The sequence below is a fragment of the Buttiauxella sp. BIGb0552 genome (assembly GCF_004366275.1).
GTDB lineage: Bacteria > Pseudomonadota > Gammaproteobacteria > Enterobacterales > Enterobacteriaceae > Buttiauxella > Buttiauxella gaviniae.
This window is the reverse complement of the sequence record NZ_SODY01000001.1, coordinates 896,258-919,864: the sequence shown is the minus strand read 5'-3', so window position 1 is coordinate 919,864 and position 23,607 is coordinate 896,258. Positions and strand designations below refer to the sequence as shown.

Annotated in this window: 19 protein-coding genes and 1 other RNA gene; 16 read left to right on the top strand and 4 right to left on the bottom strand. The window is 51.5% G+C overall.

The genetic code is table 11. The features are described from left to right. Window positions 1-151: 151 nt before the first annotated feature. Window positions 152-985, bottom strand: coding sequence for a pyruvate, water dikinase regulatory protein (locus EDF88_RS04240; RefSeq protein ID WP_064518316.1), 834 nt, complete (start codon window positions 983-985; stop codon window positions 152-154). A 285-nt stretch (window positions 986-1,270) separates the two neighbouring features. Here EDF88_RS04240 and ppsA point away from each other — a divergent pair, with 285 nt between their 5' ends. Further along, window positions 1,271-3,682, top strand: coding sequence for a phosphoenolpyruvate synthase (ppsA, locus tag EDF88_RS04235; RefSeq protein WP_134183105.1), 2,412 nt, complete (start codon window positions 1,271-1,273; stop codon window positions 3,680-3,682). A 48-nt stretch (window positions 3,683-3,730) separates the two neighbouring features. Here the strand turns inward: ppsA and EDF88_RS04230 are convergent, their stop codons facing one another. Next, window positions 3,731-5,128 carry a glycoside-pentoside-hexuronide (GPH):cation symporter gene (locus EDF88_RS04230; RefSeq protein ID WP_134183103.1) on the bottom strand — a complete coding sequence of 466 codons (1,398 nt, stop codon included), beginning with the start codon at window positions 5,126-5,128 and terminating at the stop codon, window positions 3,731-3,733. Between the two features lie 322 nt (window positions 5,129-5,450). Here EDF88_RS04230 and EDF88_RS04225 point away from each other — a divergent pair, with 322 nt between their 5' ends. Further along, the gene (locus EDF88_RS04225; RefSeq protein ID WP_134183101.1) at window positions 5,451-7,853 is read left to right on the top strand and encodes a glycoside hydrolase family 3 N-terminal domain-containing protein; all 2,403 of its coding nucleotides are present in this window, start codon (window positions 5,451-5,453) and stop codon (window positions 7,851-7,853) included. Between the two features lie 152 nt (window positions 7,854-8,005). Here the strand turns inward: EDF88_RS04225 and rprA are convergent. Further along, window positions 8,006-8,110, bottom strand: an RNA gene (rprA, locus tag EDF88_RS04220) — antisense sRNA RprA. A gap of 211 nt (window positions 8,111-8,321) precedes the next feature. Beyond that, a complete protein-coding gene (gene ydiK, locus EDF88_RS04215) occupies window positions 8,322-9,422 on the bottom strand; it encodes an AI-2E family transporter YdiK (RefSeq protein ID WP_064518327.1) in 1,101 nt (366 codons plus the stop codon). A gap of 331 nt (window positions 9,423-9,753) precedes the next feature. Here ydiK and EDF88_RS04210 point away from each other — a divergent pair, with 331 nt between their 5' ends. The 14 genes from EDF88_RS04210 (at window position 9,754) to eutA (ending at window position 23,605) form a co-directional block, all read left to right on the top strand. Beyond that, on the top strand, window positions 9,754-12,810 hold the full coding sequence (locus tag EDF88_RS04210) for an FAD-binding and (Fe-S)-binding domain-containing protein (RefSeq protein WP_134183099.1): 3,057 nt from the start codon (window positions 9,754-9,756) through the stop codon (window positions 12,808-12,810). Then, entirely contained in the window at window positions 12,807-13,217 is a 411-nt protein-coding gene (gene menI / locus EDF88_RS04205) for a 1,4-dihydroxy-2-naphthoyl-CoA hydrolase (protein WP_134183097.1), read from the top strand. The genes EDF88_RS04210 and menI overlap by 4 nt, the downstream gene beginning before the upstream one ends. 210 nt (window positions 13,218-13,427) lie before the next feature. After that, entirely contained in the window at window positions 13,428-13,763 is a 336-nt protein-coding gene (gene eutS / locus EDF88_RS04200) for an ethanolamine utilization microcompartment protein EutS (RefSeq protein WP_134183095.1), read from the top strand. Window positions 13,764-13,768: 5 nt separating this feature from the next. Then, on the top strand, window positions 13,769-14,230 hold the full coding sequence (eutP, locus tag EDF88_RS04195; protein WP_134183093.1) for a EutP/PduV family microcompartment system protein: 462 nt from the start codon (window positions 13,769-13,771) through the stop codon (window positions 14,228-14,230). Next, complete coding sequence (gene eutQ / locus EDF88_RS04190; RefSeq protein WP_134183091.1) at window positions 14,227-14,919, top strand: ethanolamine utilization acetate kinase EutQ; 693 nt, start codon at window positions 14,227-14,229, stop codon at window positions 14,917-14,919. Before eutP ends, eutQ begins: the two co-directional genes overlap by 4 nt. Window positions 14,920-14,931: 12 nt before the next feature. After that, window positions 14,932-15,741 (top strand): ethanolamine utilization cob(I)yrinic acid a,c-diamide adenosyltransferase EutT, encoded by an 810-nt coding sequence (gene eutT / locus EDF88_RS04185; RefSeq protein ID WP_134183089.1) that lies wholly within the window; start codon window positions 14,932-14,934, stop codon window positions 15,739-15,741. Beyond that, window positions 15,731-16,747, top strand: coding sequence for a phosphate acetyltransferase (gene pta / locus EDF88_RS04180; protein WP_134183087.1), 1,017 nt, complete (start codon window positions 15,731-15,733; stop codon window positions 16,745-16,747). The genes eutT and pta overlap by 11 nt, the downstream gene beginning before the upstream one ends. Window positions 16,748-16,782: 35 nt before the next feature. Then, a complete protein-coding gene (eutM, locus tag EDF88_RS04175) occupies window positions 16,783-17,076 on the top strand; it encodes an ethanolamine utilization microcompartment protein EutM (protein ID WP_034455942.1) in 294 nt (97 codons plus the stop codon). Between the two features lie 104 nt (window positions 17,077-17,180). After that, window positions 17,181-17,468, top strand: a complete 288-nt coding sequence (gene eutN, locus EDF88_RS04170; RefSeq protein WP_134183085.1) for an ethanolamine utilization microcompartment protein EutN — start codon at window positions 17,181-17,183, stop codon at window positions 17,466-17,468. 15 nt (window positions 17,469-17,483) lie between these two features. Further along, complete coding sequence (locus EDF88_RS04165) at window positions 17,484-18,893, top strand: aldehyde dehydrogenase family protein (protein WP_134183083.1); 1,410 nt, start codon at window positions 17,484-17,486, stop codon at window positions 18,891-18,893. Window positions 18,894-18,903: 10 nt separating this feature from the next. After that, window positions 18,904-19,743, top strand: coding sequence for an ethanolamine utilization protein EutJ (eutJ, locus tag EDF88_RS04160; RefSeq protein ID WP_134183081.1), 840 nt, complete (start codon window positions 18,904-18,906; stop codon window positions 19,741-19,743). After that, complete coding sequence (locus EDF88_RS04155) at window positions 19,733-20,920, top strand: iron-containing alcohol dehydrogenase (protein WP_134183079.1); 1,188 nt, start codon at window positions 19,733-19,735, stop codon at window positions 20,918-20,920. Before eutJ ends, EDF88_RS04155 begins: the two co-directional genes overlap by 11 nt. Window positions 20,921-20,966: 46 nt before the next feature. Next, window positions 20,967-22,211, top strand: a complete 1,245-nt coding sequence (gene eutH, locus EDF88_RS04150; protein WP_134183077.1) for an ethanolamine utilization protein EutH — start codon at window positions 20,967-20,969, stop codon at window positions 22,209-22,211. Beyond that, on the top strand, window positions 22,208-23,605 hold the full coding sequence (eutA, locus tag EDF88_RS04145) for an ethanolamine ammonia-lyase reactivating factor EutA (protein ID WP_134183075.1): 1,398 nt from the start codon (window positions 22,208-22,210) through the stop codon (window positions 23,603-23,605). The genes eutH and eutA overlap by 4 nt, the downstream gene beginning before the upstream one ends. Window positions 23,606-23,607: the final 2 nt, after the last annotated feature.

Sequence of the window (23,607 nt, the reverse complement as noted above, 5' to 3'; positions counted from 1 at the left end):
TCAAAAATTTTGTCTTCAGCTCGGCAGGAGTACCGGGAAGTGATGGCTGTCACGATAAACCAATCTATGTTGAATTCAACCGTAAAACTGAATCGTTACCACCAGATTGCGTACAGCCTGACATACAAAATTGAACTTGTGAACTAGTTTGTTAGTACATACGACGATTCAGTCCCATGATGTCCAGAATCTTGGTCGCCATTTCCTCAACCGAATAATTAGTGCTGTTCAGGTAGCGAATCTGGTTCTTGCGAAACAGTGCTTCGACTTCCGCCACTTCCAGACGGCACTGGCGCATCGAGGCATAACGGCTGTTTTCCCGGCGTTCTTCACGGATTGCCGCAAGGCGCTCCGGGTTGATCGTCAAACCAAAGAGCTTATGTTGCAAAGGCTTAAGTACCGCTGGCAGCTGAATGTTATCCATATCGTCGGCAATAAACGGGTAGTTTGCGGCGCGAATACCAAACTGCATAGCGAGGTACAAGCTGGTGGGTGTTTTTCCGCAGCGCGAAACACCCAGTAAAATCACCTGTGCCTGATCGAGGTTGCGCATTGAAATGCCGTCATCATGAGCGAGTGTGTAATCAATGGCGGCGATACGCGCATCATATTTGATTAAATTCCCGGGATTAAGACCGTGAGTTCGGTGAGCAATCGGCGTGGGTTCAAGTTTTAATTCTTGCTGCAAAGGGGCAACCAGCGCTTGCACAATATCCTGACAAAAACCTTCACTTTGCAAAATAATGTCGCGAATGACCGGTAAAACGATGGAGTAGAACACTAATGGGCGCACGCCAGATTGTTGATAAATGGCATTGATTTGTTCTTTCACCGCATTGGCCCGGCTTTCGTTTTCAACAAACGGCAGCGTGATGCTGTTAATGGCAACAGGAAACTGTGACATAACCGCGTGTCCAAGGACTTCGGCGGTAATTGCGGTGCCATCGGAGATATAAAAAACTTGCCTGTCTGCTGAGTTATCCATTTTTTTTCCTGAAATATTTCACATAGGCTGAAGCATAAATTAAAACCTTCCATTCTGGATCAATCTCATTTCATTTTTAAAACTGAAACGTAGTTTTTATTTTTAATGAAATGCCCGGTTCATTTTTACTTATCTCAATAAACCTTTATTAATATAGGGATTAAATTAAGAATCAACAAGTTAGGCAATATGTAAATATATCTGAAAAATTCAAATTTTTATTTTGCTTGAACGATTCACCTGTTTTATTCCCTCATCTAATTATGCCAATCTAAAAGGGAGGTAATGTATTTCTCATTCATATATCACAAAAGGATTGTTTCGATGTCCAACTCGTCACCGCTGGTGCTTTGGTACAACCAACTCGGCATGAATGATGTAGACAGGGTCGGGGGCAAAAATGCCTCTCTGGGTGAAATGATTACTAACCTTTCAGGTATGGGTGTTTCCGTGCCGAATGGTTTTGCCACCACGGCCGAAGCATTTAACTTGTTTCTTGACCAAAGTGGCGTGAACCAGCGTATCTATGAATTACTGGATAAAACGGATATTGATGATGTGACTGAGCTTGCCAAAGCCGGTGCCCAAATCCGCCAGTGGATAATTGATACGCCATTCCAGCCTGAGTTTGAAAAAGCCATCCATGATGCCTACGAACAGCTTTCTTCAGACGATGCAGATGCCTCTTTTGCCGTGCGTTCTTCTGCAACCGCCGAAGATATGCCCGATGCGTCGTTTGCCGGACAACAAGAAACTTTCCTCAACGTACAAGGTTATGACGCGGTGCTGGTTGCCGTGAAACACGTCTTTGCTTCCCTGTTTAACGACCGCGCTATTTCGTATCGCGTTCATCAGGGTTACGACCACCGTGGCGTTGCGCTCTCGGCTGGCGTGCAGCGCATGGTGCGTTCAGATCTCGCATCATCCGGTGTGCTGTTCTCCATCGACACTGAATCCGGTTTTGACCAGGTGGTGTTTATCACCTCCGCTTATGGCTTGGGTGAAATGGTGGTGCAGGGTGCTGTTAACCCTGACGAATTCTACGTTCATAAGCCTACGCTTGCTGCCGGCAAACCGTCGATTGTGCGCCGCAATATGGGCTCGAAGAAAATCCGCATGGTTTATGCTCCAAGCCAGGAGCATGGCAAGCAGGTGCGTATTGAAGATGTACCGCAAGCCGACCGCGACCAGTTCTCTATCACGCCTGAAGAGGTGCAGGAACTGGCGAAGCAGGCGGTGCAAATTGAGAAACACTACGGCCGCCCGATGGATATCGAATGGGCCAAAGATGGGCACACCGGCAAGCTGTTTATCGTCCAGGCTCGCCCGGAAACCGTGCGTTCTCAGGGTCAGGTGATGGAGCGTTACCAGCTGCATTCCCAGGGAAAAATCATTGCTGAAGGACGTGCCATCGGCCATCGCATCGGTGCCGGTCCGGTCAAAGTCATTCATGACATCAGTGAGATGAACCGCATTCAGCCAGGTGATGTTTTAGTCACCGACATGACTGACCCGGACTGGGAACCAATCATGAAAAAGGCGGCGGCAATTGTCACCAACCGCGGTGGGCGCACCTGTCACGCGGCGATTATCGCCCGTGAATTGGGTATTCCAGCGGTAGTGGGTTGCGGTGACGCGACAGAACGCCTGAGCGAAGACCAGAACGTGACGGTTTCCTGCGCCGAAGGGGATACCGGTTATGTCTACCAGGAACTGCTGGATTTCAGCATCAAAAGTTCTACGGTCGATACCATGCCGGATTTGCCGCTGAAAATCATGATGAACGTCGGTAACCCGGATCGCGCATTTGATTTTGCCTGCCTGCCGAACGAAGGCGTGGGGCTGGCGCGTCTGGAATTTATCATCAACCGCATGATTGGCGTGCACCCGCGTGCGCTGCTGGAATTTGAACAGCAAGAGCCTGCGTTGCAAAAAGAAATTAGCGATTTGATGAAAGGTTATGACGACCCGGTTGAATTTTACGTCGGTCGCCTGACGGAAGGGATTGCGACACTCGGCGCGGCATTCTGGCCGAAGCGCGTTATCGTGCGTCTTTCTGATTTTAAATCTAACGAATACGCCAACCTGGTGGGCGGCGAGCGTTACGAGCCGCATGAAGAAAACCCGATGCTTGGTTTCCGTGGCGCAGGCCGTTACGTGGCTGACAGCTTCCGCGACTGTTTCGCGCTGGAATGTGCTGCAATGAAACGGGTACGTAACGACATGGGCCTGACTAACGTCGAAGTAATGGTGCCGTTTGTGCGAACTGTGGCGCAGGCCAAAGCGGTGGTTGAAGAACTGGAACGCCAGGGGCTGAAACGCGGTGAGAACGGACTGAAAATTATCATGATGTGTGAGATCCCATCTAACGCCTTGCTGGCAGATGAGTTCCTGCAATATTTTGATGGTTTCTCCATTGGTTCAAACGACATGACTCAGCTGGCGCTGGGGCTGGACCGCGACTCTGGTGTGGTTTCTGAACTGTTTGACGAGCGCAACGACGCGGTGAAAGCACTGCTGTCGATGGCGATTAAAGCAGCGAAGAAGCAGGGTAAATATGTGGGTATTTGTGGCCAGGGCCCATCTGACCATGAAGATTTTGCTGCCTGGTTGATGGAAGAGGGGATCGATAGTCTTTCCCTGAACCCGGATACGGTGGTGCAAACCTGGTTAAGTCTGGCGGAATCTCAAAAATAATTAATATTCATCATAGTAAGGCTCCTCATTGCTGAGGAGCCTTTTTTATCATAATGCTTTCGGTGTCATTACTCCGGTAACTCCGCTTTCGCTCTGGAATTTACCCATTCGCAAATCACCCACAATACTGTTCATTCTCTCTTCGGTAAGTTTGTAATAGTGAATCGAAATAGCCGTAATGATGTAGAAAATTGCCGGTAGTACGGTAAACAGAATCAATACACCACGGACGGCTTCAGCTGATTGTTGCTCTACACCTGCCTGATAACCAAACCAGGCCAGACCCCATCCGGTTAATGCACCACCAATCGCCACACCTAATTTAATAATAAATATATTCGCCGCGACGTTCATTCCGGTAATTCGACGCTGAGTTTTCCATTCACCGTAGTTATTAGCATCGGTAATCATTGACCATTGCAGAGGGGCATTTATACCCTGCAATATATTAAGGGCAATATGCACGATGAATGCGGGCACCCAGTAGTTTGTCGGCAGTACGAGGAACAATAAACCGATTAATGCGCTTAACACGTTCACCCAAATGGAGGCGCGAATTTTACACATCCAGCTACCGAGATGCTTTGCAAATAAACTGCCGAATACGGCAGCGATAGTCGTGGCAAGCATGAACATCGAAATAATGCCACTGCCCTGATTAAGGATATATTGTACGAAATAGACCAGTAAACTCCCGCGAACGACGACACCGCACAACATCGCAAGGTTATAAACAGACAAAATACGCCACTGATCGTTTTTTAATAAAACTTTTACGTCGCGCATAATATTCAGGTTTTCTTCTTTCACTGGCGTAATTCGTTCGCGAGTAGTGAAAAAACAGACCAGGAACATGATACAGCCGATTACACCGAAGATGCCCATTGCCCACTGCATACCCGTAGCTCTGTCAGTTGGGGAGATGAAATCAGCCAGTGGCAGAATCAGCGCCGTACCCATCGCACCGCCGATTGGCGCAATGGCAAAACGCCATGATTGCAGGGAAAGATTTTCCTGAGGGTCAGAAGTAATCGCAGCACCTAATGAGCAATAAGGGATATTGATCGCGGTGTACATTAGCGTCATGAATATATACGCAAATACGGCGTAGACAATTTTACCGGTTTGCTCAAAATCAGGCGTTGAATAAACCAGCACACAGCTGACTGCAAACGGGATACAGATAATCAATAACCATGGGCGGAAGCGCCCCCAGCGGCTTTTTGTCTGGTCGGCAATCGCACCCATAATAGGGTCAGTAATCGCGTCCAGTACTCTGACGAGTAAAAATAGAGTCCCCATGACCGCAGGGGGTAAACCATAAATATTGGTATAAAAATAAGCGAGAATAGCAACGGAAGAGTCAAAGACAATGTGACTTGCCGCATCGCCCAGCCCAAAACCCAGTTTTTCTTTGATGGTAATTTTTTCAGTTAACACCGACATACATTCACCTTTATTAAGAGCCGGAATATGCCCTTAGTTATATGTGGTGAAAGTTAAGATGAGTATTGTAATTTTTTATTTGTGTTTTATGTTTCTTACCAACTGTGACGGAGTTATCTCTTATTTGATTCTCCTCGTCGTGAATAGGTTTTATTTCATGGATATTTTTGAAACCCATCACATTTATCACTTAAAACCAAAAAACGTAATCTTGCAGGTTATTCTGGCAATTGTTTGCACCCGCACTCATCACCCATATTGATGATTAAAAATCATCTCCGCGAACAGTGTCGCGGATGGCTGAACTCGAAAGGGGAATATTATGCCTGCAATTTATCAGGATGCTCGCCGCCCGGTAGATGAACGTGTCGCTGACCTGATGTCACGCATGACGCCGGAAGAAAAATTTGCCCAAATGCATGCGTACTGGCTGATTTTATCGAGCGATGGTAACCACCGGGAGCGCACAGATTTAAGCGATGAATTTTCAGGGGTGACAGAACAATCTGCACTTGCCGAACGGCTCAAACTGGGTGTGGGGCAAATTACCCGGCCACTGGGAACCCACATTGTTGATGCTAAAGAGGGCGTGCGTGCCGCTAACCGCTTACAGAAAACACTGGTAGAAGAAACGCGGCTGGGCATTCCGGCGCTGTTTCATGAAGAGTGTCTGGTGGGCCTATTGTGCAAAGATGCCACCTTATTTCCGTCATCACTTAACTATGGCTCGACGTGGGATTTGGATCTGATTGAGCGCGCGGCTGCTGCGATTGGCGAAGAAGCGCGTTCAACTGGCTGCCATCAGGGGTTGGCTCCGGTGCTGGATGTTTCGCGCGATGTACGTTGGGGGCGCACGGAAGAGACATTCGGTGAAGACCCGTGGCTTGTGGGCATGATGGCGACACATTACGTCAAAGGTTTGCAGGGTGAAAAACGCTCTGTGCTCGCCACGCTCAAACATTATGTTGGTCACTCATTTAGCGAAGGTGCGCGCAATCACGCCCCGGTTCACCTGGGTTTTTGCGAGCTAAACGATACCTTCCTGCTGCCATTTGAGATGGCGGTGAAGCTCGCAAATGCCGGTTCGGTCATGCCGGCTTATCACGATATTGATAATCAGCCAGGGCATTCTGACGAATTCTTAATGACCACAATTTTGCGCGAGCAATGGGGCTTTGACGGCCTGATTGTGGCGGATTACGGCGGTGTGAGTCTGTTGCATCAACATCATGGTATTTCACATGATGCAGCGGAATCTGCGGCGCTGGCGTTTAATGCCGGTCTGGATGTGGAATTACCAAAAGATGATTGCGCGCGCCATCTCTCTGAAGCGGTAGAACGCGGCCTCATCACGATGCAAAAAATCGATGAGATTGTCTCTCGCGTACTAAAAGAGAAGTTCCGGCTGGGCTTATTTGAGCACCCTTATCGCGATGAAAACGGTGTCGTGCTGCAAAGTGAATCTACCGTACAGATTGCGCGTGAGGTGGCGACACGTTCAATCACGATGCTTGAAAACGACGGCATATTACCGTTGAAAGGGTACCCGCGCGTGGCGGTGATTGGCCCGACGGCTGATGACCCGCTCGCGCTGCTGAGCGGCTATAGCTTCCCGGTGCATCTGATTATCAGCGATATGCTTGAACAAACATCGCAAGTCACCACGCCATTAGACGCCCTTCAACGGCAACTTGGTCGCGATAACGTGCGTTATGCCAAAGGCTGCCACATCATCGAAAAACGCATGGCTGGCGCGCCAGTTTTCCCCGGTGACAGCGGTGGAAAACCGATGCAAGCCTCTCCGGTTTCACATGATACCTCGCTGATTCCGGACGCCGTGAAAACCGCTGATCAAAGCGATGTTGTGGTGCTGTGCGTGGGAGATTTATCCGGCTTATTCCAGAGCGGAACAGTCGGCGAAGGTTCAGATACTGACAGCCTGGAACTACCGGGCGTGCAGCAACAACTACTCGATGCATTGGTTGCTACCGGCAAACCGGTGATCGTGGTGATGACTGGAGGGCGCCCGTACAACTTAGGCGGCCAGGAAGATAACGTTGCTGCGCTATTGATGGCCTGGGCTCCAGGGCAAGAGGGCGGCCATGCAATTGCCGATATTATTACCGGGCGTGCAGAACCTGGCGGCCGCCTGGTGGTGTCCATTCCTAAAAGCGCCGGGGCAATGCCGTATTACTACAACCATAAACTGAAGAGTGGTGGTACGCCATTTGCCTTCCACTTTGGCGCCCGATACCCGTTCGGTTTCGGTAAAACATGGGCTGAATTCAGTTATGGGGCGCTGCAAATTGCCAGTAATGAGATTCCCAATGAGAACGGTGTGGTGAGTGCGAGTATTACCGTCAGCAACAGCGGAACGGTAGCAGGCAGCGAAGTAGTCCAGCTATATGTTCATGACAAAGTGGCGTCAATGGTGCGCCCTGTTCAGGAACTCAAAGCGTTCCAGCGCGTGCATCTTGAGCCGAGTAGCAGCGCACGACTCACGTTTAACATTCCAACCGATATGCTGAATTTCACCCGCCGCAATGGGGAGCGTGTTGTCGAACCAGGCGAATTTGAAATCCGCGTAGGCGCATCAAGTGGCGATATCAGAAGCACGGGCGTTGTGCGGGTGACCGGCGATACGCGGGTTATTAACGGCAAGTGGCGGATGGTGAGTCGTTGCGAGGTTTTAAATTATCCCGAAATTAATGCATGCCCTAAATAATTCGAGCCTTAAATAATGCATGCCCTAAATAATTCGGGCTACAGCAACGCGGCAAGGGAGGTCATCCCCAGGAGCTTACTTTAGTAAGTGACTGGGGTGAGCGAGTGTAGCCAACGCTGCTGTAGCGCGAAGTATGACGGGCAAAACGGCACGCAAAAAAAAGCCCATCGAAGATGGGCAAAGACTACACACAGCAATTCGTTGTTTCACTCAGGGGATTTCCATGCTTATAAATCAATGTGTTGATTCATAGCCGTGAAGTAATAGTAGGCATCTCATCCTGGAGCGTCACTCGGATTCGTCTCAATAGTTAATAGAAAGTAAACGGTTGGGGTCACATTACGGGATGTTTGATGCATCAAGGAGTTCTGGGGAGGGATTCAAGCCTGAAATTGATAAGTAGTGTTAATCAGTTTGGTTATGTTGCTCCTACAACTGTAGGAGCAACATTCGTTTTAGGTGGTGTACTTATTCGTGCTCTTCAAGGACTTCGACGACTTCATTCGGGTCATCCTGCGGCGCTGGTGCCTCATGCATCCATACCGAAATCAAACGGTAAGAGACTGCAAGTAGAACTGGCCCGATAAACAAGCCAATCATGCCAAAGGCAATCAACCCACCGATAACGCCGGAAAGAATCAGGATCATCGGCAAGTCCGCACCCATACGAATCAGTACCGGACGGATAAAGTTATCCATCGTGCCGACTACGCAACTCCATACCAGCAGCACCGTGCCCCAGGTGTTATCACCAGTCCAGTACAACCAGGCGATTGACGGCACCAGCACCAGCAATGGGCCGATTTGCACCAGGCAACATAACATCATCACTACGGTTAGCAGTGTCGCATTTGGGATACCGGAGATGGCAAGCCCCACGCCACCTAAAACCGACTGAACCAGTGCGGTGACAACTACACCAAGTGCTACAGCGCGAATCGCTTGCCCTGCAAGTAGTACAGCGGCATCACCACGCGTTCCCGCGAGGCGGAATGCAAAGTGGCGAATCCCATTGCCTAGCGTTTCACCTTTCGCATACAGCAGCACACTAAACAGCAGCATCAGACCACAATGCATCAGGAAACTGCCTACGTGTATCGCCTGGCCCAGGAACCAGGTTGTTGTGGTGCCGATATATGGACGCACTTTCGCCATAATGGCACTACCACCACTCTCGACCAGTGTATTCCAGCCTGCGTAGAGTTTGTCGCCAATAAGCGGAATGGTATTAAGCCACTCAAACTTCGGTAACTCCATATTGCCTTTGGTGGCCCAATCAATAACCGGGCCGCTGTTATCCACCAAGCTGTTCACCAGCAACGCCACCGGAATAACAAACAACATCAACAGCAATAGCGTCATCACCAGAACGGCGAGCGAGCGTTTTCCCCACAATAATTTCTGAACTTTGAGCATCAGTGGCCAGGTGGCGAGCACAATTGTACCTGCCCAGGCAAAACCAAGAACAAATGGGCGGACTATCCACAAACAGGCGATGATCATCACCGAGATAAACAACACCGACAGCAGGATTTGTAGCAGATCCTTTGGCTGACTCACTTTAACCATAGATAAAATCCCTTAATTACTGATAACGGGCAAAACGCCACGTTAAAACCGCGAAGCGGATGTGTTAATGATGATGTATTTCCTCGATTTTGGACAGGTACAAAACAGACGGGAATGTCTGAATAAAATGTGTTAAAAACGAATACCCGTCATAATTCGAGCCGCAGGTGTGTTGACTGCACCCGTGTGCCCCAGTCACATAGCATTCTATGCTCCTGGGGACTTACGGCCTTGTCGCCTTCCCGCAACTCGAATTATTTAGGGTATTAGAATTAATAAACGCAAACGATAACTCACAACTCTTACAACGTCAGGCAGGGTCGGAAAGTCAATGATCCCACAAATTTCTCAGGCACCAGGACTCGTTCAATTGGTGCTCAATTTTTTGCAGGCACTGGAACAACAAGGTTTTACCGGCGATACCGCCACCAGCTACGCTGACAGGCTTACCATGGCCACTGACAACAGTATTTATCAGCTGTTGCCAGATGCGGTGTTATTCCCTCGTTCTACAGCAGACGTGGCATTACTTGCCAGACTGGCCTCTGAAGAACGCTTCAAAACTCTGGTCTTCACACCACGCGGTGGCGGCACCGGCACTAACGGTCAGTCTTTGAACAAAGGCATCGTTGTCGATATGTCGCGCTATATGAATCGCATCATTGAAATTAACCCCGAGCAGGGTTGGGTGCGGGTCGAAGCGGGCGTGATTAAAGATCAGCTCAACCAATACCTGAAGCCGTACGGTTATTTTTTCGCACCGGAACTTTCCACCAGTAACCGCGCCACGCTCGGCGGGATGATAAATACCGATGCTTCAGGGCAAGGTTCGTTGGTTTACGGCAAAACGTCTGACCACGTTATGGGCGTTCGTGCTGTGTTGTTGGGAGGCGATATTCTCGACACGCACCCGATGGCGACAATGCTTGCTGAAGAAATGGGGCGCGATGAAAGCCCAACCGGCAGGATTTATAGCACGGTGCTTGAGCGTTGCCGCGAACATCGCCAGTTGATTATCGATAAATTCCCGAAACTTAACCGCTTCCTGACCGGCTACGATCTGCGCCACGTCTTCAACGACGATCTTTCGCAGTTCGACCTGACACGTATTCTTTGCGGCTCAGAAGGCACACTGGCGTTTATTACCGAGGCGAAACTGGATATCACGCGTCTGCCAAAAGTGCGTCGCCTGGTGAATATCAAGTACGACTCCTTCGACTCTGCGCTGCGTAACGCGCCGTTTATGGTAGAAGCCCGTGCGCTCTCCGTCGAAACCGTCGATTCAAAAGTCCTGAACCTGGCGCGTGAGGATATTGTTTGGCATTCGGTCAGTGAATTAATCACCGACGTTCCTGGCAAAGAGATGCTGGGTCTGAATATCGTGGAGTTTGCCGGTGATGACCTCGAGCTCATCGAAGGTCAGGTTGCTTCACTATGTGAGCGTCTCGACTCGCTGATTTCACAAGGCGAAGGCGGCGTTATCGGCTGGCAGGTTTGTAGCGAACTGGCAGGCATTGAGCGCATTTATAATATGCGCAAAAAAGCCGTTGGCCTGCTGGGTAACGCGAAAGGGCAGGCAAAACCCATCCCGTTTGCGGAGGATACCTGTGTACCGCCGCAACATTTGGCCGATTACATCACTGAGTTCCGCGCGTTGCTTGATAGCCATAACCTGAGTTACGGCATGTTCGGCCATGTCGATGCGGGCGTTTTACACGTGCGTCCTGCGTTGGATATGACTGACCCGCATCAGGAAGTGCTGATGAAGCGCATTTCTGACGATGTGGTTGCGCTCACCGCGAAATATGGCGGTTTGTTGTGGGGCGAACACGGTAAAGGTTTCCGTGCCGAATACAGCCCGGCATTCTTTGGCGAAACGTTGTATGAAGAGTTACGCCGTATTAAAGCGGTATTCGACCCGAACAACCGCCTGAACCCTGGGAAAATCTGCCCGCCGTTAGGTGTGGATGACCCAATGATGCAGGTCGATGCTGTGAAGCGCGGTACTTTCGACAGGCAAATCCCGATTGCGGTGCGCACCTCATGGCGCGGTGCAATGGAGTGTAACGGCAATGGTCTGTGCTTTAACTTCGATGTGAAAAGCCCGATGTGCCCGTCGATGAAAATCACCAGCAACCGTATTCACTCGCCAAAAGGGCGGGCGACGTTAATTCGTGAATGGTTGCGTTTGCTTGCCGATCGTGGCGTTGACCCGGATGCACTCGAAAAACAGATGCCGGAAAAACGCGCCAGCCTGCGTACGCTTATCGAACGTACACGTAATACCTGGCATGCCCGTAAAGGCGAATATGATTTCTCTCATGAAGTGAAAGAGGCGATGTCGGGTTGTTTGGCCTGCAAAGCGTGTTCAACGCAATGCCCAATTAAAATCGACGTGCCGGAATTCCGCTCTCGCTTCTTGCAGCTGTATCACACCCGCTATTTGCGGCCGGTGCGCGACCATTTGGTGGCAACCGTCGAAAGCTACGCACCGTTAATGGCGCGTGCGCCAAAGACCTTCAACTTCTTTATGAGTCAGCCGTGGGTACGCAATCTATCTGCTAAACATATCGGCATGATCGATCTCCCAATGCTCTCAACGCCATCGTTGCAACAGCAGTTAGTAGGGCACACCTCAGCAAATACCACACTTGAACAGCTTGAGAGCTACAGCGCTGAGCAGAAAGCTAAAACGGTGCTGGTAGTGCAAGACCCGTTTACCAGTTACTACGATGCGCAAGTAGTGGCGGATTTTGTACGTCTGGTGACAAAGCTGGGATACGAGTCGGTGGTGCTGCCGTTTTCACCCAATGGTAAAGCGCAGCATATCAAAGGCTTTCTGCAAAAATTTGCCCGTACCGCACGTAAAACCTCTGAATTCCTCAACCGCATTGCGAAATTGGGAATGCCAATGGTGGGGGTCGACCCGGCTCTGGTGCTCTGCTATCGCGACGAATATAAGCAGACGCTCGGTGAAGAACGCGGTGATTTCCACGTTCAACTGGTGCATGAATGGTTGCCTGCTGTGTTGGAAAACCGTGAAATGACAAGCGTTGGTGGTGAGTCGTGGTATCTGTTTGGTCACTGTACCGAAGTCACCGCGCTACCTACTGCGCCAAACCAGTGGGCGGCGATATTTGCACGCCTGGGCGCAAAACTTGAAAACGTCAGCGTTGGCTGTTGCGGCATGGCGGGAACCTATGGGCATGAAGTCAAAAACCATGCGAATTCCCTGGGGATTTACGAGCTGTCCTGGCATCAAGCAATGCAACGCTTACCGCGCCAACGCTGCCTGGCAACCGGCTATTCTTGCCGCAGCCAGGTCAAACGTGTGGAAGGCAACGGTGTTCGCCATCCGCTACAGGCACTACTGGAGATTATGGGATGATCTGGCGACGTGAAGTAAACCTGGATGCGCTTAATAAAATGGGCGCCGACAATATGGTGGAGCATGTGGGTATCGTATTTACCCGCATCACAGAAACCGAGCTGGAAGCCACTATGCCGGTTGATAACCGCACTCGCCAGCCATTTGGCCTGTTGCACGGCGGTGCGTCAGTGGTGTTAGCTGAAACACTCGGTTCTGTGGCCGGGTACTTGTGTACCGAAGGCGAGCAGAAAATTGTCGGGCTTGAGGTTAATGCCAACCATCTGCGTTCCGCGCGTGAAGGTATCGTGCGTGGTGTTTGTACTGCAGTGCATGTTGGGCGCAGGCACCAGGTCTGGCAAATCGAAATCAGCGACGAGCAAGGGCGGCTTTGTTGCACATCGCGCTTAACAACCGCGGTGGTGTGATAAATAGCCTGATCCTGGAATTATTTAAAAATAAATAATAATGGCGGTGGGATATTATCCCGCCGCTTTTTATTTACATCCTGAAATGAATAACCATGTTTTTCTGTATTTATTGAGTGATCCACTTCACCTTTCCCCATTAGTTGCCGAAATTTGTTATTCCCTTTTGCGGTTTATTGTCAGCATGGCGGTAATTCTTCAGGAGGCACAATGGAAAAGGAACGCATTATTCAGGAATTTGTTCCTGGAAAACAGGTAACACTGGCGCATTTAATTGCCCACCCAGGCGAAGAACTGGCAAAGAAAATAGGTGTGCCCGGCGCTGAAGCCATTGGCATTATGACGCTGACTCCCGGTGAAACGGCAATGATAGCAGGTGATCTCGCCACAAAAGCCGCCAGCGTACAAATAGGTTTTCTGGACAGATTTAGCGGCGCACTGGTGGTTTACGGTTCGGTCGGATCGGTAGAAGAAGCATTACAACAAACGATTACCGGCCTGAGCAGCATTCTTAGCTATACCGTCTGTACCATGACGCGGAGCTAGGCCTGATGAAACGCATCGTTTTTGTCGGCACCGTGGGCGCGGGAAAAACAACGCTGTTTAACGCATTACAGGGAAATTATTCACTGGCGCGAAAAACTCAGTCGGTTGAATTTAGCGATGCAGGGAATATTGATACGCCGGGGGAATTTATCAGTCACCCACGTTTATATTGTGCATTAATAAATACCCTGATTGATGCGGATTTATTGATATATGTCCATGCTGCCAATGATTCGCAGTGCCGTATTCCCGCCGGTTTACTGGATATTTACCCGCACCTGCAACAGGTTGCGGTAATAAGCAAAATTGATTTGCCCGATGCAAATATTGCCCAAACGCAGGCGATGTTAATTGACTCAGGATTTACGTCGCCAATATTTGCACTGAACAGCCTGGATGCTGAGAGCGTCAGGCAACTTGAGGATTATCTGGCCGAAGTCGCAGGCCTGAAGGAACCTGTTCAATGAAAAAGCTGATTACTGCAAACGATGTTCGTGAAGCCCAGACTCGTGGCCTTAAAACTATCGCTTTCGTGCTAAAAGAGTCGATTGTCACGCCCGAAGCCCGCGTGGTTGCCGACCAACTCGAGATAACCTTAGTCGAAGAGGGGGCGAGCCCGGTGGCAGCAGACAATACGCCGCCTCGTTCTGAACGCCAGCGTATTCGTGAAGAAATCATCTCTCAGTTACCTGAAGGCAAGTTCACGGAAAGCCTGATGGCACAACTCATCGATAAAGTTGAGCAAGAACAGAAACAGAAAACCCGTTCGAGCACCGGAATGCAGCCCAGCTTCAACGCTGTCACAGGTAAGGGCGGAATTAAAGTCATTGATGGCAGCTCGGTAAAGTTTGGTCGTTTCGATGGTGCGCAAGAGCCGTGCGTTGGGCTAACTGATCTGGTGACAGGCGCAGATGGCAGCAGCATGGCCGCGGGTTTTATGCAGTGGGAAAACGGCTTTTTCCCCTGGACACTGAATTACGACGAAATCGATATGGTACTGGAAGGGGAATTACATATTCGCCACGAAGGCGAAACGCTTATCGGCAAAGCCGGGGATGTGATGTTTATCCCGAAAGGCTCCAGTATTGAATTTGGCACCCCAGGGCACGTTCGTTTTCTTTATGTTGCCTGGCCTGCCAACTGGCAGGAATGCTAAGGCGAGGCGCGTATGAGCACCTTCATCACCGAAGACTGGCTGCGGGCAAACCATACCCTCAGCGAAGGGAGCGAAATTCGTCTACCTGCTGACAGCCGTATGACGCCATCTGCCCGTGAGTTGATTGACGCTCGCCATTTACTGGTGAAATTCCAGGATGACGACGGTCGGCTGTTTGTTGAAGCGCAGGAGCAGTTACAGCCAGTTCATGGCTTGACGAGTGAGGCAGTCGCGCAGGTAGCCCATTGTGAACTGTGCCAGCAGCAAGTGAAGGAAAAACCAGACACGCTAACTCATCTCAATGCGCAGGTATTTGTGGCGAAAAACGATCCTCGCCTGGCGTTTCGCGCAAGCCTTGATAGCGCCATTGCTACTGCGGTGTGGCTACAAACTGAGTTTGATAAAACCGCGGCACTTTGGCTTGCAGATATCCGATCTTTGCTTGGGAATATCATGCGTGCTGATGCTCTGGATCAGGCGCTACCAGAACAGCAAATCGTTGGGTTATCGGCTGACGATTTACATCGGTTATCTCATCAACCGCTGAAATATCTGGGGCATGATCATCTGGTGCCAGATGCGGCTCACGGGCGTGATGTGGCATTGCTCAACCTTCTGCGTACCAAGATCCGTGAAACCGAAATTTGTGCCGCAACGGTGTTTATCGGTGTGGATTATCACGTACAAAAAGCTGATTTGTTGCAGGCGCTGAATCGCCTCTCGAGTGCTGTTTATGTACTGATGATCTTGTGCCTGAAAAAAGAGTGGCCGGATGCATCTGCGCTACAACGGCGCCTGGCAGGAGGCCAACATGCTGCTTGATCGCTGTCGCCGCCAGGCCCAAAACCAGCCACGCCGGGTTGTTTTCCCGGATGCGAAGGATGCTCGCGTTATAGAAGCGGCGCATTACATGCAACATCATGGCCTGGCACAACCCATCATCCTGGCCAATCCGTTTGCCTTACGCCATTTCGCCCTCGCGGCGGGGCTGCCGCTCGATGGGCTACATATTATTGATCCGGCAACATCACATGACTGGCTGGTGCAATTTCATCAGCAGCTTTCTCAGCGCCTGGGGGACAAAACTCCGGATGATGCAACAGAACGCTTGCGTGACCCTCTCTGGTTTGCCGCCGCAATGGTTAAAGCCGGGAAAGCTGATGTGTGTATTGCGGGGAATATTTCATCAACTGCAGCTGTTTTGCGTGCTGGGTTAAAAGTCATTGGACTACAACCGGGCGTTAAAACGCTTTCCTCACTGTTTCTGATGCTGCCACCCGAAGGGGAGCGGATTCTTGGATTTGCTGACTGCAGCGTAGTGCCACAACCAACCGCGGTGCAGCTTGCTGATATTGCTATCAGTAGTGCGCAAAGCTGGCAGGCCATTACCGGGCAACCCGCTCGCGTCGCCATGTTGTCATTTTCTACCAACGGTAGTGCCAGGCACCCTTGTGTCGCCACCGTTCAACAGGCAACAGACATCGTGCGTGAACGAGCACCTGAACTGTGTGTGGATGGTGAATTGCAATTCGATGCGGCCTTTGTTCCCCAGGTTGCTGCGCAAAAAGCGCCTGAAAGTGTGCTGGCAGGGCAGGCGAATGTGTTGGTATTCCCGTCGCTTGAGGCAGGCAATATCGGCTACAAGATTGCACAACGGTTGGGAGGGTTTCGCGCTCTCGGCCCGTTGATTCAGGGGTTAAGCGCGCCCTTGCACGATCTTTCCCGTGGATGCAGTACCCGTGAAATTATTGAGTTGGTGCTGGTGGCACAAACCACCCTCACCCCAACCATCTCCCTCAGGGAGAGGGCAAACAGTGAAGCTGGATAAAACTAGATTTTTAACCGAGTGAGAGGAAATAAATCATGGAAGCACTAGGACTGATCGAAACCAGAGGTTTGGTAGCAGTGATTGAAGCATCGGATGCGATGGTCAAAGCGGCTCGCGTCAAACTGGTTGGCGTAAAACAAATCGGCGGCGGGCTGGTAACAGCAATGGTTCGTGGTGATGTGGCGGCCTGTAAAGCGGCAACCGATGCCGGAGCTGCTGCAGCCCAACGCATTGGCGAATTGGTTTCCGTTCACGTCATCCCACGTCCACATGGCGATTTGGAAGAAGTGTTCCCGATAGGCCTGGGTAGCGACAAGACTATCGATTGATAGCCGGTGACGTCACCCCGGACGTCACCTTTCTTTAATTCAGTAATCTGGCAGCCTCAGGGCGGCACGGGATAGCTGTACCTGAATTTTGTCCGGAGGCGAGCATGAAGCTGGCAATGGTCATTGGTCAAATCGTTTGCACAGTCCGCCATAGCGGACTTGAACACGACAAGTTGCTGATGGTGGAGATGATAAACCGTCAGGGTGAGCCGAGCGGCGAGTGCGCAATAGCCACCGACAGCATTGGTGCCGGAAACGGCGAGTGGGTGTTGCTGGTGGGCGGTAGTTCCGCTCGCCGTGCGCATCATAGTGAAGCCTCTCCGGTCGACATGTGCGTGATAGGCATTGTCGATGAAGTGGTCATGGACAGAGAAATCATCTTCCATAAATAGTGAGGATTGAACGACATGGACAGGCAACAAATTGAGCAGGTGGTGAAAGCCGTGCTGGCAGGAATGGCCGCTAACTCAGCGCCAGAACCTGTTACCCCACCTTGCGGTGCAGGCGTTTTTGCCTCACTGGATGACGCCGTTCAGGCAGCCAGTGTCGCACAAAAAGCCTTAACCAGCGTGGCGATGCGCCAGAAAGCCGTTGCGGCAATTCGCCTGGCGGGCGAACAACATGCGCAACAGCTTGCCGAAATGGCTGTCGCGGAAACCGGAATGGGCCGTGTTGCAGATAAATGCGCCAAGAATATTGCTCAGGCTCGTGGTACTCCGGGCGTTGAGTGCCTGACCCCTCAAGTGTTAACGGGTGATAACGGCCTGACACTCATTGAGAATGCACCGTGGGGCGTGGTGGCCTCGGTTACACCTTCTACTAATCCTGCGGCGACCGTCATCAACAACGCCATCAGCATGATTTCAGCCGGAAATAGCGTGGTATTTGCTCCACATCCGGCGGCAAAAAAAGTCTCGCAGCAAACTATCACCTGGCTTAACGAAGCCATCGTTGCGGCAGGTGGCCCAGCAAATTTACTGGTGACGGTGCTTAATCCTGATATCGAAACCGCGCAGCGATTATTTAAATATCCCAGCATTGGTTTATTGGTGGTGACAGGCGGTGAAGCGGTGGTAGAAGCTGCACGCAAACACACCAACAAACGTTTAATTGCAGCGGGGGCGGGTAATCCACCGGTCGTAGTGGATGAAACTGCCGACATTCCTCGCGCCGCAAAAGCCATCGTGCAGGGCGCTTCATTCGATAACAACATCATCTGCGCTGACGAGAAAGTGCTGATTGTGGTGGAAAGCGTGGCCGACGCCCTGCTTGAAGAAATGCAGCGCAATCACGCAGTTTTACTCAGTGATGCACAGGGCGAAAAACTGCTACCAGTGCTACTGAAAAATGTTGATGAACAAGGTAAAGGGCAAGTCTGCCGTGACTGGGTCGGGCGTGATGCTGCCAAAATTGCCGCAGCTATCGACCTCAACATTGCCTCTGAAACACGCTTGCTGCTGGTACAAACCACTGCGCGTCATCCGTTTGCTGTAACAGAGATGATGATGCCCGTGTTGCCGATGATCCGCGTGGCAAACGTCAGCGAAGCCATTGCGCTTGCGGTGAAACTGGAAGGTGGCTGCCATCACACCGCCGCCATGCACTCACGCAATATCGACAATATGAATGCCATGGCGAACGCCATCGACACCAGTATTTTCGTCAAGAACGGCCCTTGTATTGCCGGACTGGGATTGGGTGGCGAGGGCTGGACTTCCATGACCATCACCACGCCAACCGGTGAGGGTGTGACATCAGCCAGAACCTTTGTGCGCCTGCGTCGTTGCGTACTGGTAGATGGATTCCGCATCGTTTAAGGAGGCAGTAATGGCACGCACGGAGCAAACCTGGCTCAACGACCGTTTAAGCAACGCGTCTTTGCTGTGTAACGGGCAACCGCAAACGGTACAGCAACCGCTGTGGCTGGGTATCGATCTTGGCACTTGCGATGTGGTGTCGCTCGTTGTCGATAACGACTGCCAGCCCGTTGCCGTTTGCCTTGACTGGGCCGATGTAGTTCGTGACGGCGTGGTGTGGGATTTCTTTGGTGCGGTGCAGATAGTGCGCCGCCACCTCGACACGCTGGAGCAGCAACTGGGCTTTCGGTTTAGCCATGCCGCGACCTCATTCCCGCCGGGAACAGACCCGCGAATTTCGGTCAACGTGCTGGAGTCTGCGGGGCTTGAAGTGAGCCGTGTGCTGGATGAACCGACAGCCGTTGCGGATATGTTGCAGCTCGATAAAGCAGCAGTGGTGGATATTGGCGGTGGCACAACCGGCATTGCAGTTGTGTCACAAGGGCAAGTGATTTACTCCGGGGATGAAGCGACTGGTGGGCACCATATTTCCCTCACGCTCGCAGGTAATCAACGCATTGCACTGGAAGACGCCGAACAAATGAAGCGCAATAGCGACGCCAGCCTCTGGCCGGTGGTTCGTCCGGTTTACGAAAAAATGGCAGACATTGTTGCTCGCCACATTGAAGGTTACGACGTCGAACAACTCTGGCTGGCGGGTGGTTCTTGTATGCAACCGGGTGTTGCAGAATTATTCCGCCAACGTTTTCCAGGTATCACCGTTCAGCTTCCTCCTCATTCTATTTTTATGACGCCATTAGCCATCGCGGTGTGCGGCATGGCACAAGTGGAGGGTGCTCATGCACAGTGAAGAAATGCAATCCGCGCTATATCAGGCGCTGGACATGATGAATGCTCGCAACGTGCGTGAATTTGCTGTTCCGCCCGCCACGTTTATGGGGCCGGGGGCGGTGGTGCGTTGTGGTGAAGCGCTGCGCGAGCGCGGTATTAATCGCCCTCTGGTGATGGTCGATGCCATGTTACACCGTGCTGGAATGACTGATGTTCTGGAACGTAATCTGAAACATAGCGGCATCGCATATGAAATCTGGTCTTGCCCGTCGGGTGAGCCTATCGACAGTGATATAGGTGCGGCGGTTGAACAAATCAGCCGCTGCCAGTGTGATGGCATTGTCGCACTAGGTGGCGGTTCCGTTCTGGATGCTGCAAAAGTGGTCGCCGTTATTGCTACTAATCCTGAGCTCCCCCTTGAAAGTCTTGTCGCCGGAACACGCCTCAATCGCCGTCTGCCGTTTATCGCTATTCCAACTACATCGGGAACAGGCTCGGAGGCCACCAATGTTGCGGTGATTATTGCGGCACAAACTCACCGTAAACAGGTGCTGGTTCACGCCATGCTGATCCCAGACTTAGCGATTATTGATGCTTGCCTGACGCTTGGTGTCCCGCCACATATTACCGCCGCAACAGGAATCGACGCCTTAACCCACGCTATTGAAGCCTACGTAGCAAGTAATGGTACGCCGCTGACTCGTGGGCTTGCGTATCGCGCGATTAACAGCATCTGTCAGGCGTTACCGCAAGCTGTTGGGCAGGGGCATGATTTGGTGGCGCGTGAAGCGATGATGCTTGCGTCTTACATGGCGGGAATGGCGTTTTCTAATGCGGGACTAGGGTTATGCCACGCGACGGCTCACCAGATTGGCGCGGCATACGGCATTCCACATGGCAAGGCAAACGCCATCATGTTGCCCGCAGTCATGAAGTTTAATCAGTTAGTTTGCAAAACAGCGTATAGCGAAATTGGCCACGCGTTGACGGGGAAATGTTGTGCGCCAAGCGAGAGTATCGCTTTTGTAGAACACCTGATTGATGAACTTGAACTTGGCAGCGGCTTACGCGCCGCTGGTGGGCGTGATGCCGATTTTGCCGGTTTTGCCCACGCAGCCATGAGCGACATTTGCATTACCACCAATCCACGCACTGTGACGGAAGCCCAGATTATCACGCTGTATCAGGACGCCTGAACGGACATTACACCCGCCTGCCCGCAGGCGACGAAGGAGAAGGGATATGGGTATTAACGACATTATCATGTACATCATGATGATTTTTATGCTGATTGCCGCTGTTGACCGGGTGTTTACTCAGTTTGGCGGGTCAGAAAAAATCCTCGGTTTCGTCGGGCTTGGCAAACTCGGCAAAAGCATTTCCGGTTCTGGCAGCCAGTTTGAAGAGGGCTTCATGGCAATGGGCGCGCTGGGATTAGCGATGGTCGGGATGACTGCGCTGGCCCCGGTTCTGGCTTACCTGCTTGGCCCGGTGATTATCCCGCTCTATGAAATGCTCGGCGCGAACCCTTCGATGTTCGCCGGAACACTGCTGGCTTGTGATATGGGCGGTTTCTTCCTCGCCAAAGAACTGGCCGGTGGCGATGTAGCAGCCTGGCTATACTCTGGGCTTATCCTCGGTTCAATGATGGGGCCAACCATCGTGTTCTCAATCCCTGTAGCACTGGGCATTATTGAACCTTCCGACCGGCGTTATCTGGCGCTGGGCGTGCTGGCGGGGATTGTGACGATCCCAATTGGTTGTATTGCCGGTGGCCTGGTGGCGATGTATTCCGGTGTAGAAGTGAACGGGCAGCCGATTGAATTCACTATGAGCCTGATTCTGCTCAATATGATCCCGGTACTGATCGTGGCAGTTCTGGTGGCATTGGGTCTGAAGTTTATCCCCGAAAAAATGATTAACGGCTTCCAGATTTTCGCCAAAATTCTCGTCGCGATTATTACTGTTGGCCTTGCGGCAGCAGTGGTGAAGTTCCTCGTAGGCTGGACACTGATCCCAGGCCTTGATCCTATCTTTATGAGTGAGGGTGATAAACCCGGCGAAGTGATGCGTGCTATCGAAGTGATTGGTTCGATTTCTTGCGTGTTACTGGGCGCTTACCCAATGGTGCTGCTGTTGACTCGCTGGTTTGACAAACCGCTAATGCGCGTTGGTAATTTGCTGAAAATTAACAATATTGCAGCGGGTGGCATGGTGGCGACACTTGCTAATAATATCCCGATGTACGGCATGATGAAGAATATGGATGCGCGTGGCAAAGTCATCAACTGTGCGTTTGCAGTCTCGGCGGCTTTTGCACTGGGCGACCACCTGGGCTTTGCTGCGGCCAATATGTCACCGATGATCTTCCCGATGATTGTCGGCAAGTTGGTGGGTGGCGTGACCGCGATTGGTGTCGCAATGCTGCTGGTACCTAAGGAAGAAAGTGCACAGGTTGTGGCTACGTCTGTGGAGGCTCAATCGTGAAAATCCGCGAACTGATTAGCGTGGGTATTGATGTCGGTACCACGACAACACAGGTGATTTTCTCCTGTCTTGCGCTGGTGAACCGGGCTGCTATTTCGCAGGTGCCGCGCTATGAGTTCGTAAAACGTGAAATTACCTGGCAAAGCCCGGTGTTCTTTACCCCGGTTGATGTTGACGGCCATCTGCGTGAGGACGAGCTATTAAACCTTATCCTCGCGCAGTATCAGGCTGCGGGCATTGCACCTGAAACAATCGATTCTGGTGCCATTATTATCACTGGTGAAACAGCTAAAACCCGCAACGCGCGGCCAGCCGTGATGGCGCTAGCCCAGCGACTGGGCGATTTTGTTGTCGCCACCGCAGGGCCGCATCTTGAGTCGGTCATTGCTGGTTACGGCTCCGGAGCGCAGGCGTTATCGCAGCGTCAGTTAAACCGGGTGATGAATATTGATATCGGTGGCGGCACGGCAAACTACGTGCTGTTCGAAGGCGGTAAAGTTGTCGCCTCGGCTTGCCTGAATGTGGGTGGGCGCTTGTTTGAAACCGACACTCACGGCAACGTCACGTTTATCCATCGCCCTGGGCAGTGGATTGCCGATGAGCTGTTCGGGGAAGGTAAAAAAACATTAACCCCTGCACAGCTTGAAGTCGTTGCAGACCGCATGGCACAACTGCTTTATGAAGTTATCGCAGGCGAGATTTCACCACTGGCGCAACGTCTGCTAATGACGGATGCACTGCCCGCTGGAAAGCCCGCTGATGTGATCACGCTGTCTGGTGGAGTGGGGGAATGCTACCGCCAGCCACCAGAAACACCATTTATCTTTGGTGATATTGGCCCGCTTCTGGCGCAGGCGATTCATCGCCATGCTGGATTTGCTTCGCTGCCGGTACAAGTTCCCGATCAAACCGTTCGTGCCACCGTAATTGGCGCTGGTGCACATACACTCTCGCTTTCGGGTAGCACCATCTGGCTTGATGAGCTGACATTACCGCTGCGCAATATTCCGGTTGTTCATCCTGTCGGGCACGAAGGACTGGCTGAAAACTGGCAACAGGGGCTGGCGCTAATGGACCTCAATGCCACGCAAGACAGCTACGCGCTTGCTATTCCACCGGAGCTTTCCACCAGCTACGCCACCGTGCAGTTGGTCATCAATGCAGTGAATCTTTTTACCCAACGCAACCCAGGTCTACAGCCGCTTATTGTTGTCGCGGAACAGGATCTGGGCAAGGCGTTGGGGATGCTGCTCTATCCACAAATGGAGCAGCGCAAGCTTGCGGTGATTGACGAAGTTGTCACCCGCACTGGCGATTATATCGACATTGGTTTGCCGTTGTTTGGCGGAGCCGTCGTCCCGGTAACCATTAAATCACTCGCCTTTCCTTCCTGAGG

Coding starts and splice junctions, on each gene's coding strand:
- EDF88_RS04240 (WP_064518316.1), bottom strand. CDS start 985: ATGGATAACTCAGCAGACAGGCAAGTTTTTTATATCTCCGATGGCACC.
- ppsA (WP_134183105.1), top strand. CDS start 1,271: ATGTATTTCTCATTCATATATCACAAAAGGATTGTTTCGATGTCCAAC.
- EDF88_RS04230 (WP_134183103.1), bottom strand. CDS start 5,128: ATGTCGGTGTTAACTGAAAAAATTACCATCAAAGAAAAACTGGGTTTT.
- EDF88_RS04225 (WP_134183101.1), top strand. CDS start 5,451: ATGCCTGCAATTTATCAGGATGCTCGCCGCCCGGTAGATGAACGTGTC.
- ydiK (WP_064518327.1), bottom strand. CDS start 9,422: ATGGTTAAAGTGAGTCAGCCAAAGGATCTGCTACAAATCCTGCTGTCG.
- EDF88_RS04210 (WP_134183099.1), top strand. CDS start 9,754: ATGATCCCACAAATTTCTCAGGCACCAGGACTCGTTCAATTGGTGCTC.
- menI (WP_134183097.1), top strand. CDS start 12,807: ATGATCTGGCGACGTGAAGTAAACCTGGATGCGCTTAATAAAATGGGC.
- eutS (WP_134183095.1), top strand. CDS start 13,428: ATGGAAAAGGAACGCATTATTCAGGAATTTGTTCCTGGAAAACAGGTA.
- eutP (WP_134183093.1), top strand. CDS start 13,769: ATGAAACGCATCGTTTTTGTCGGCACCGTGGGCGCGGGAAAAACAACG.
- eutQ (WP_134183091.1), top strand. CDS start 14,227: ATGAAAAAGCTGATTACTGCAAACGATGTTCGTGAAGCCCAGACTCGT.
- eutT (WP_134183089.1), top strand. CDS start 14,932: ATGAGCACCTTCATCACCGAAGACTGGCTGCGGGCAAACCATACCCTC.
- pta (WP_134183087.1), top strand. CDS start 15,731: ATGCTGCTTGATCGCTGTCGCCGCCAGGCCCAAAACCAGCCACGCCGG.
- eutM (WP_034455942.1), top strand. CDS start 16,783: ATGGAAGCACTAGGACTGATCGAAACCAGAGGTTTGGTAGCAGTGATT.
- eutN (WP_134183085.1), top strand. CDS start 17,181: ATGAAGCTGGCAATGGTCATTGGTCAAATCGTTTGCACAGTCCGCCAT.
- EDF88_RS04165 (WP_134183083.1), top strand. CDS start 17,484: ATGGACAGGCAACAAATTGAGCAGGTGGTGAAAGCCGTGCTGGCAGGA.
- eutJ (WP_134183081.1), top strand. CDS start 18,904: ATGGCACGCACGGAGCAAACCTGGCTCAACGACCGTTTAAGCAACGCG.
- EDF88_RS04155 (WP_134183079.1), top strand. CDS start 19,733: ATGCACAGTGAAGAAATGCAATCCGCGCTATATCAGGCGCTGGACATG.
- eutH (WP_134183077.1), top strand. CDS start 20,967: ATGGGTATTAACGACATTATCATGTACATCATGATGATTTTTATGCTG.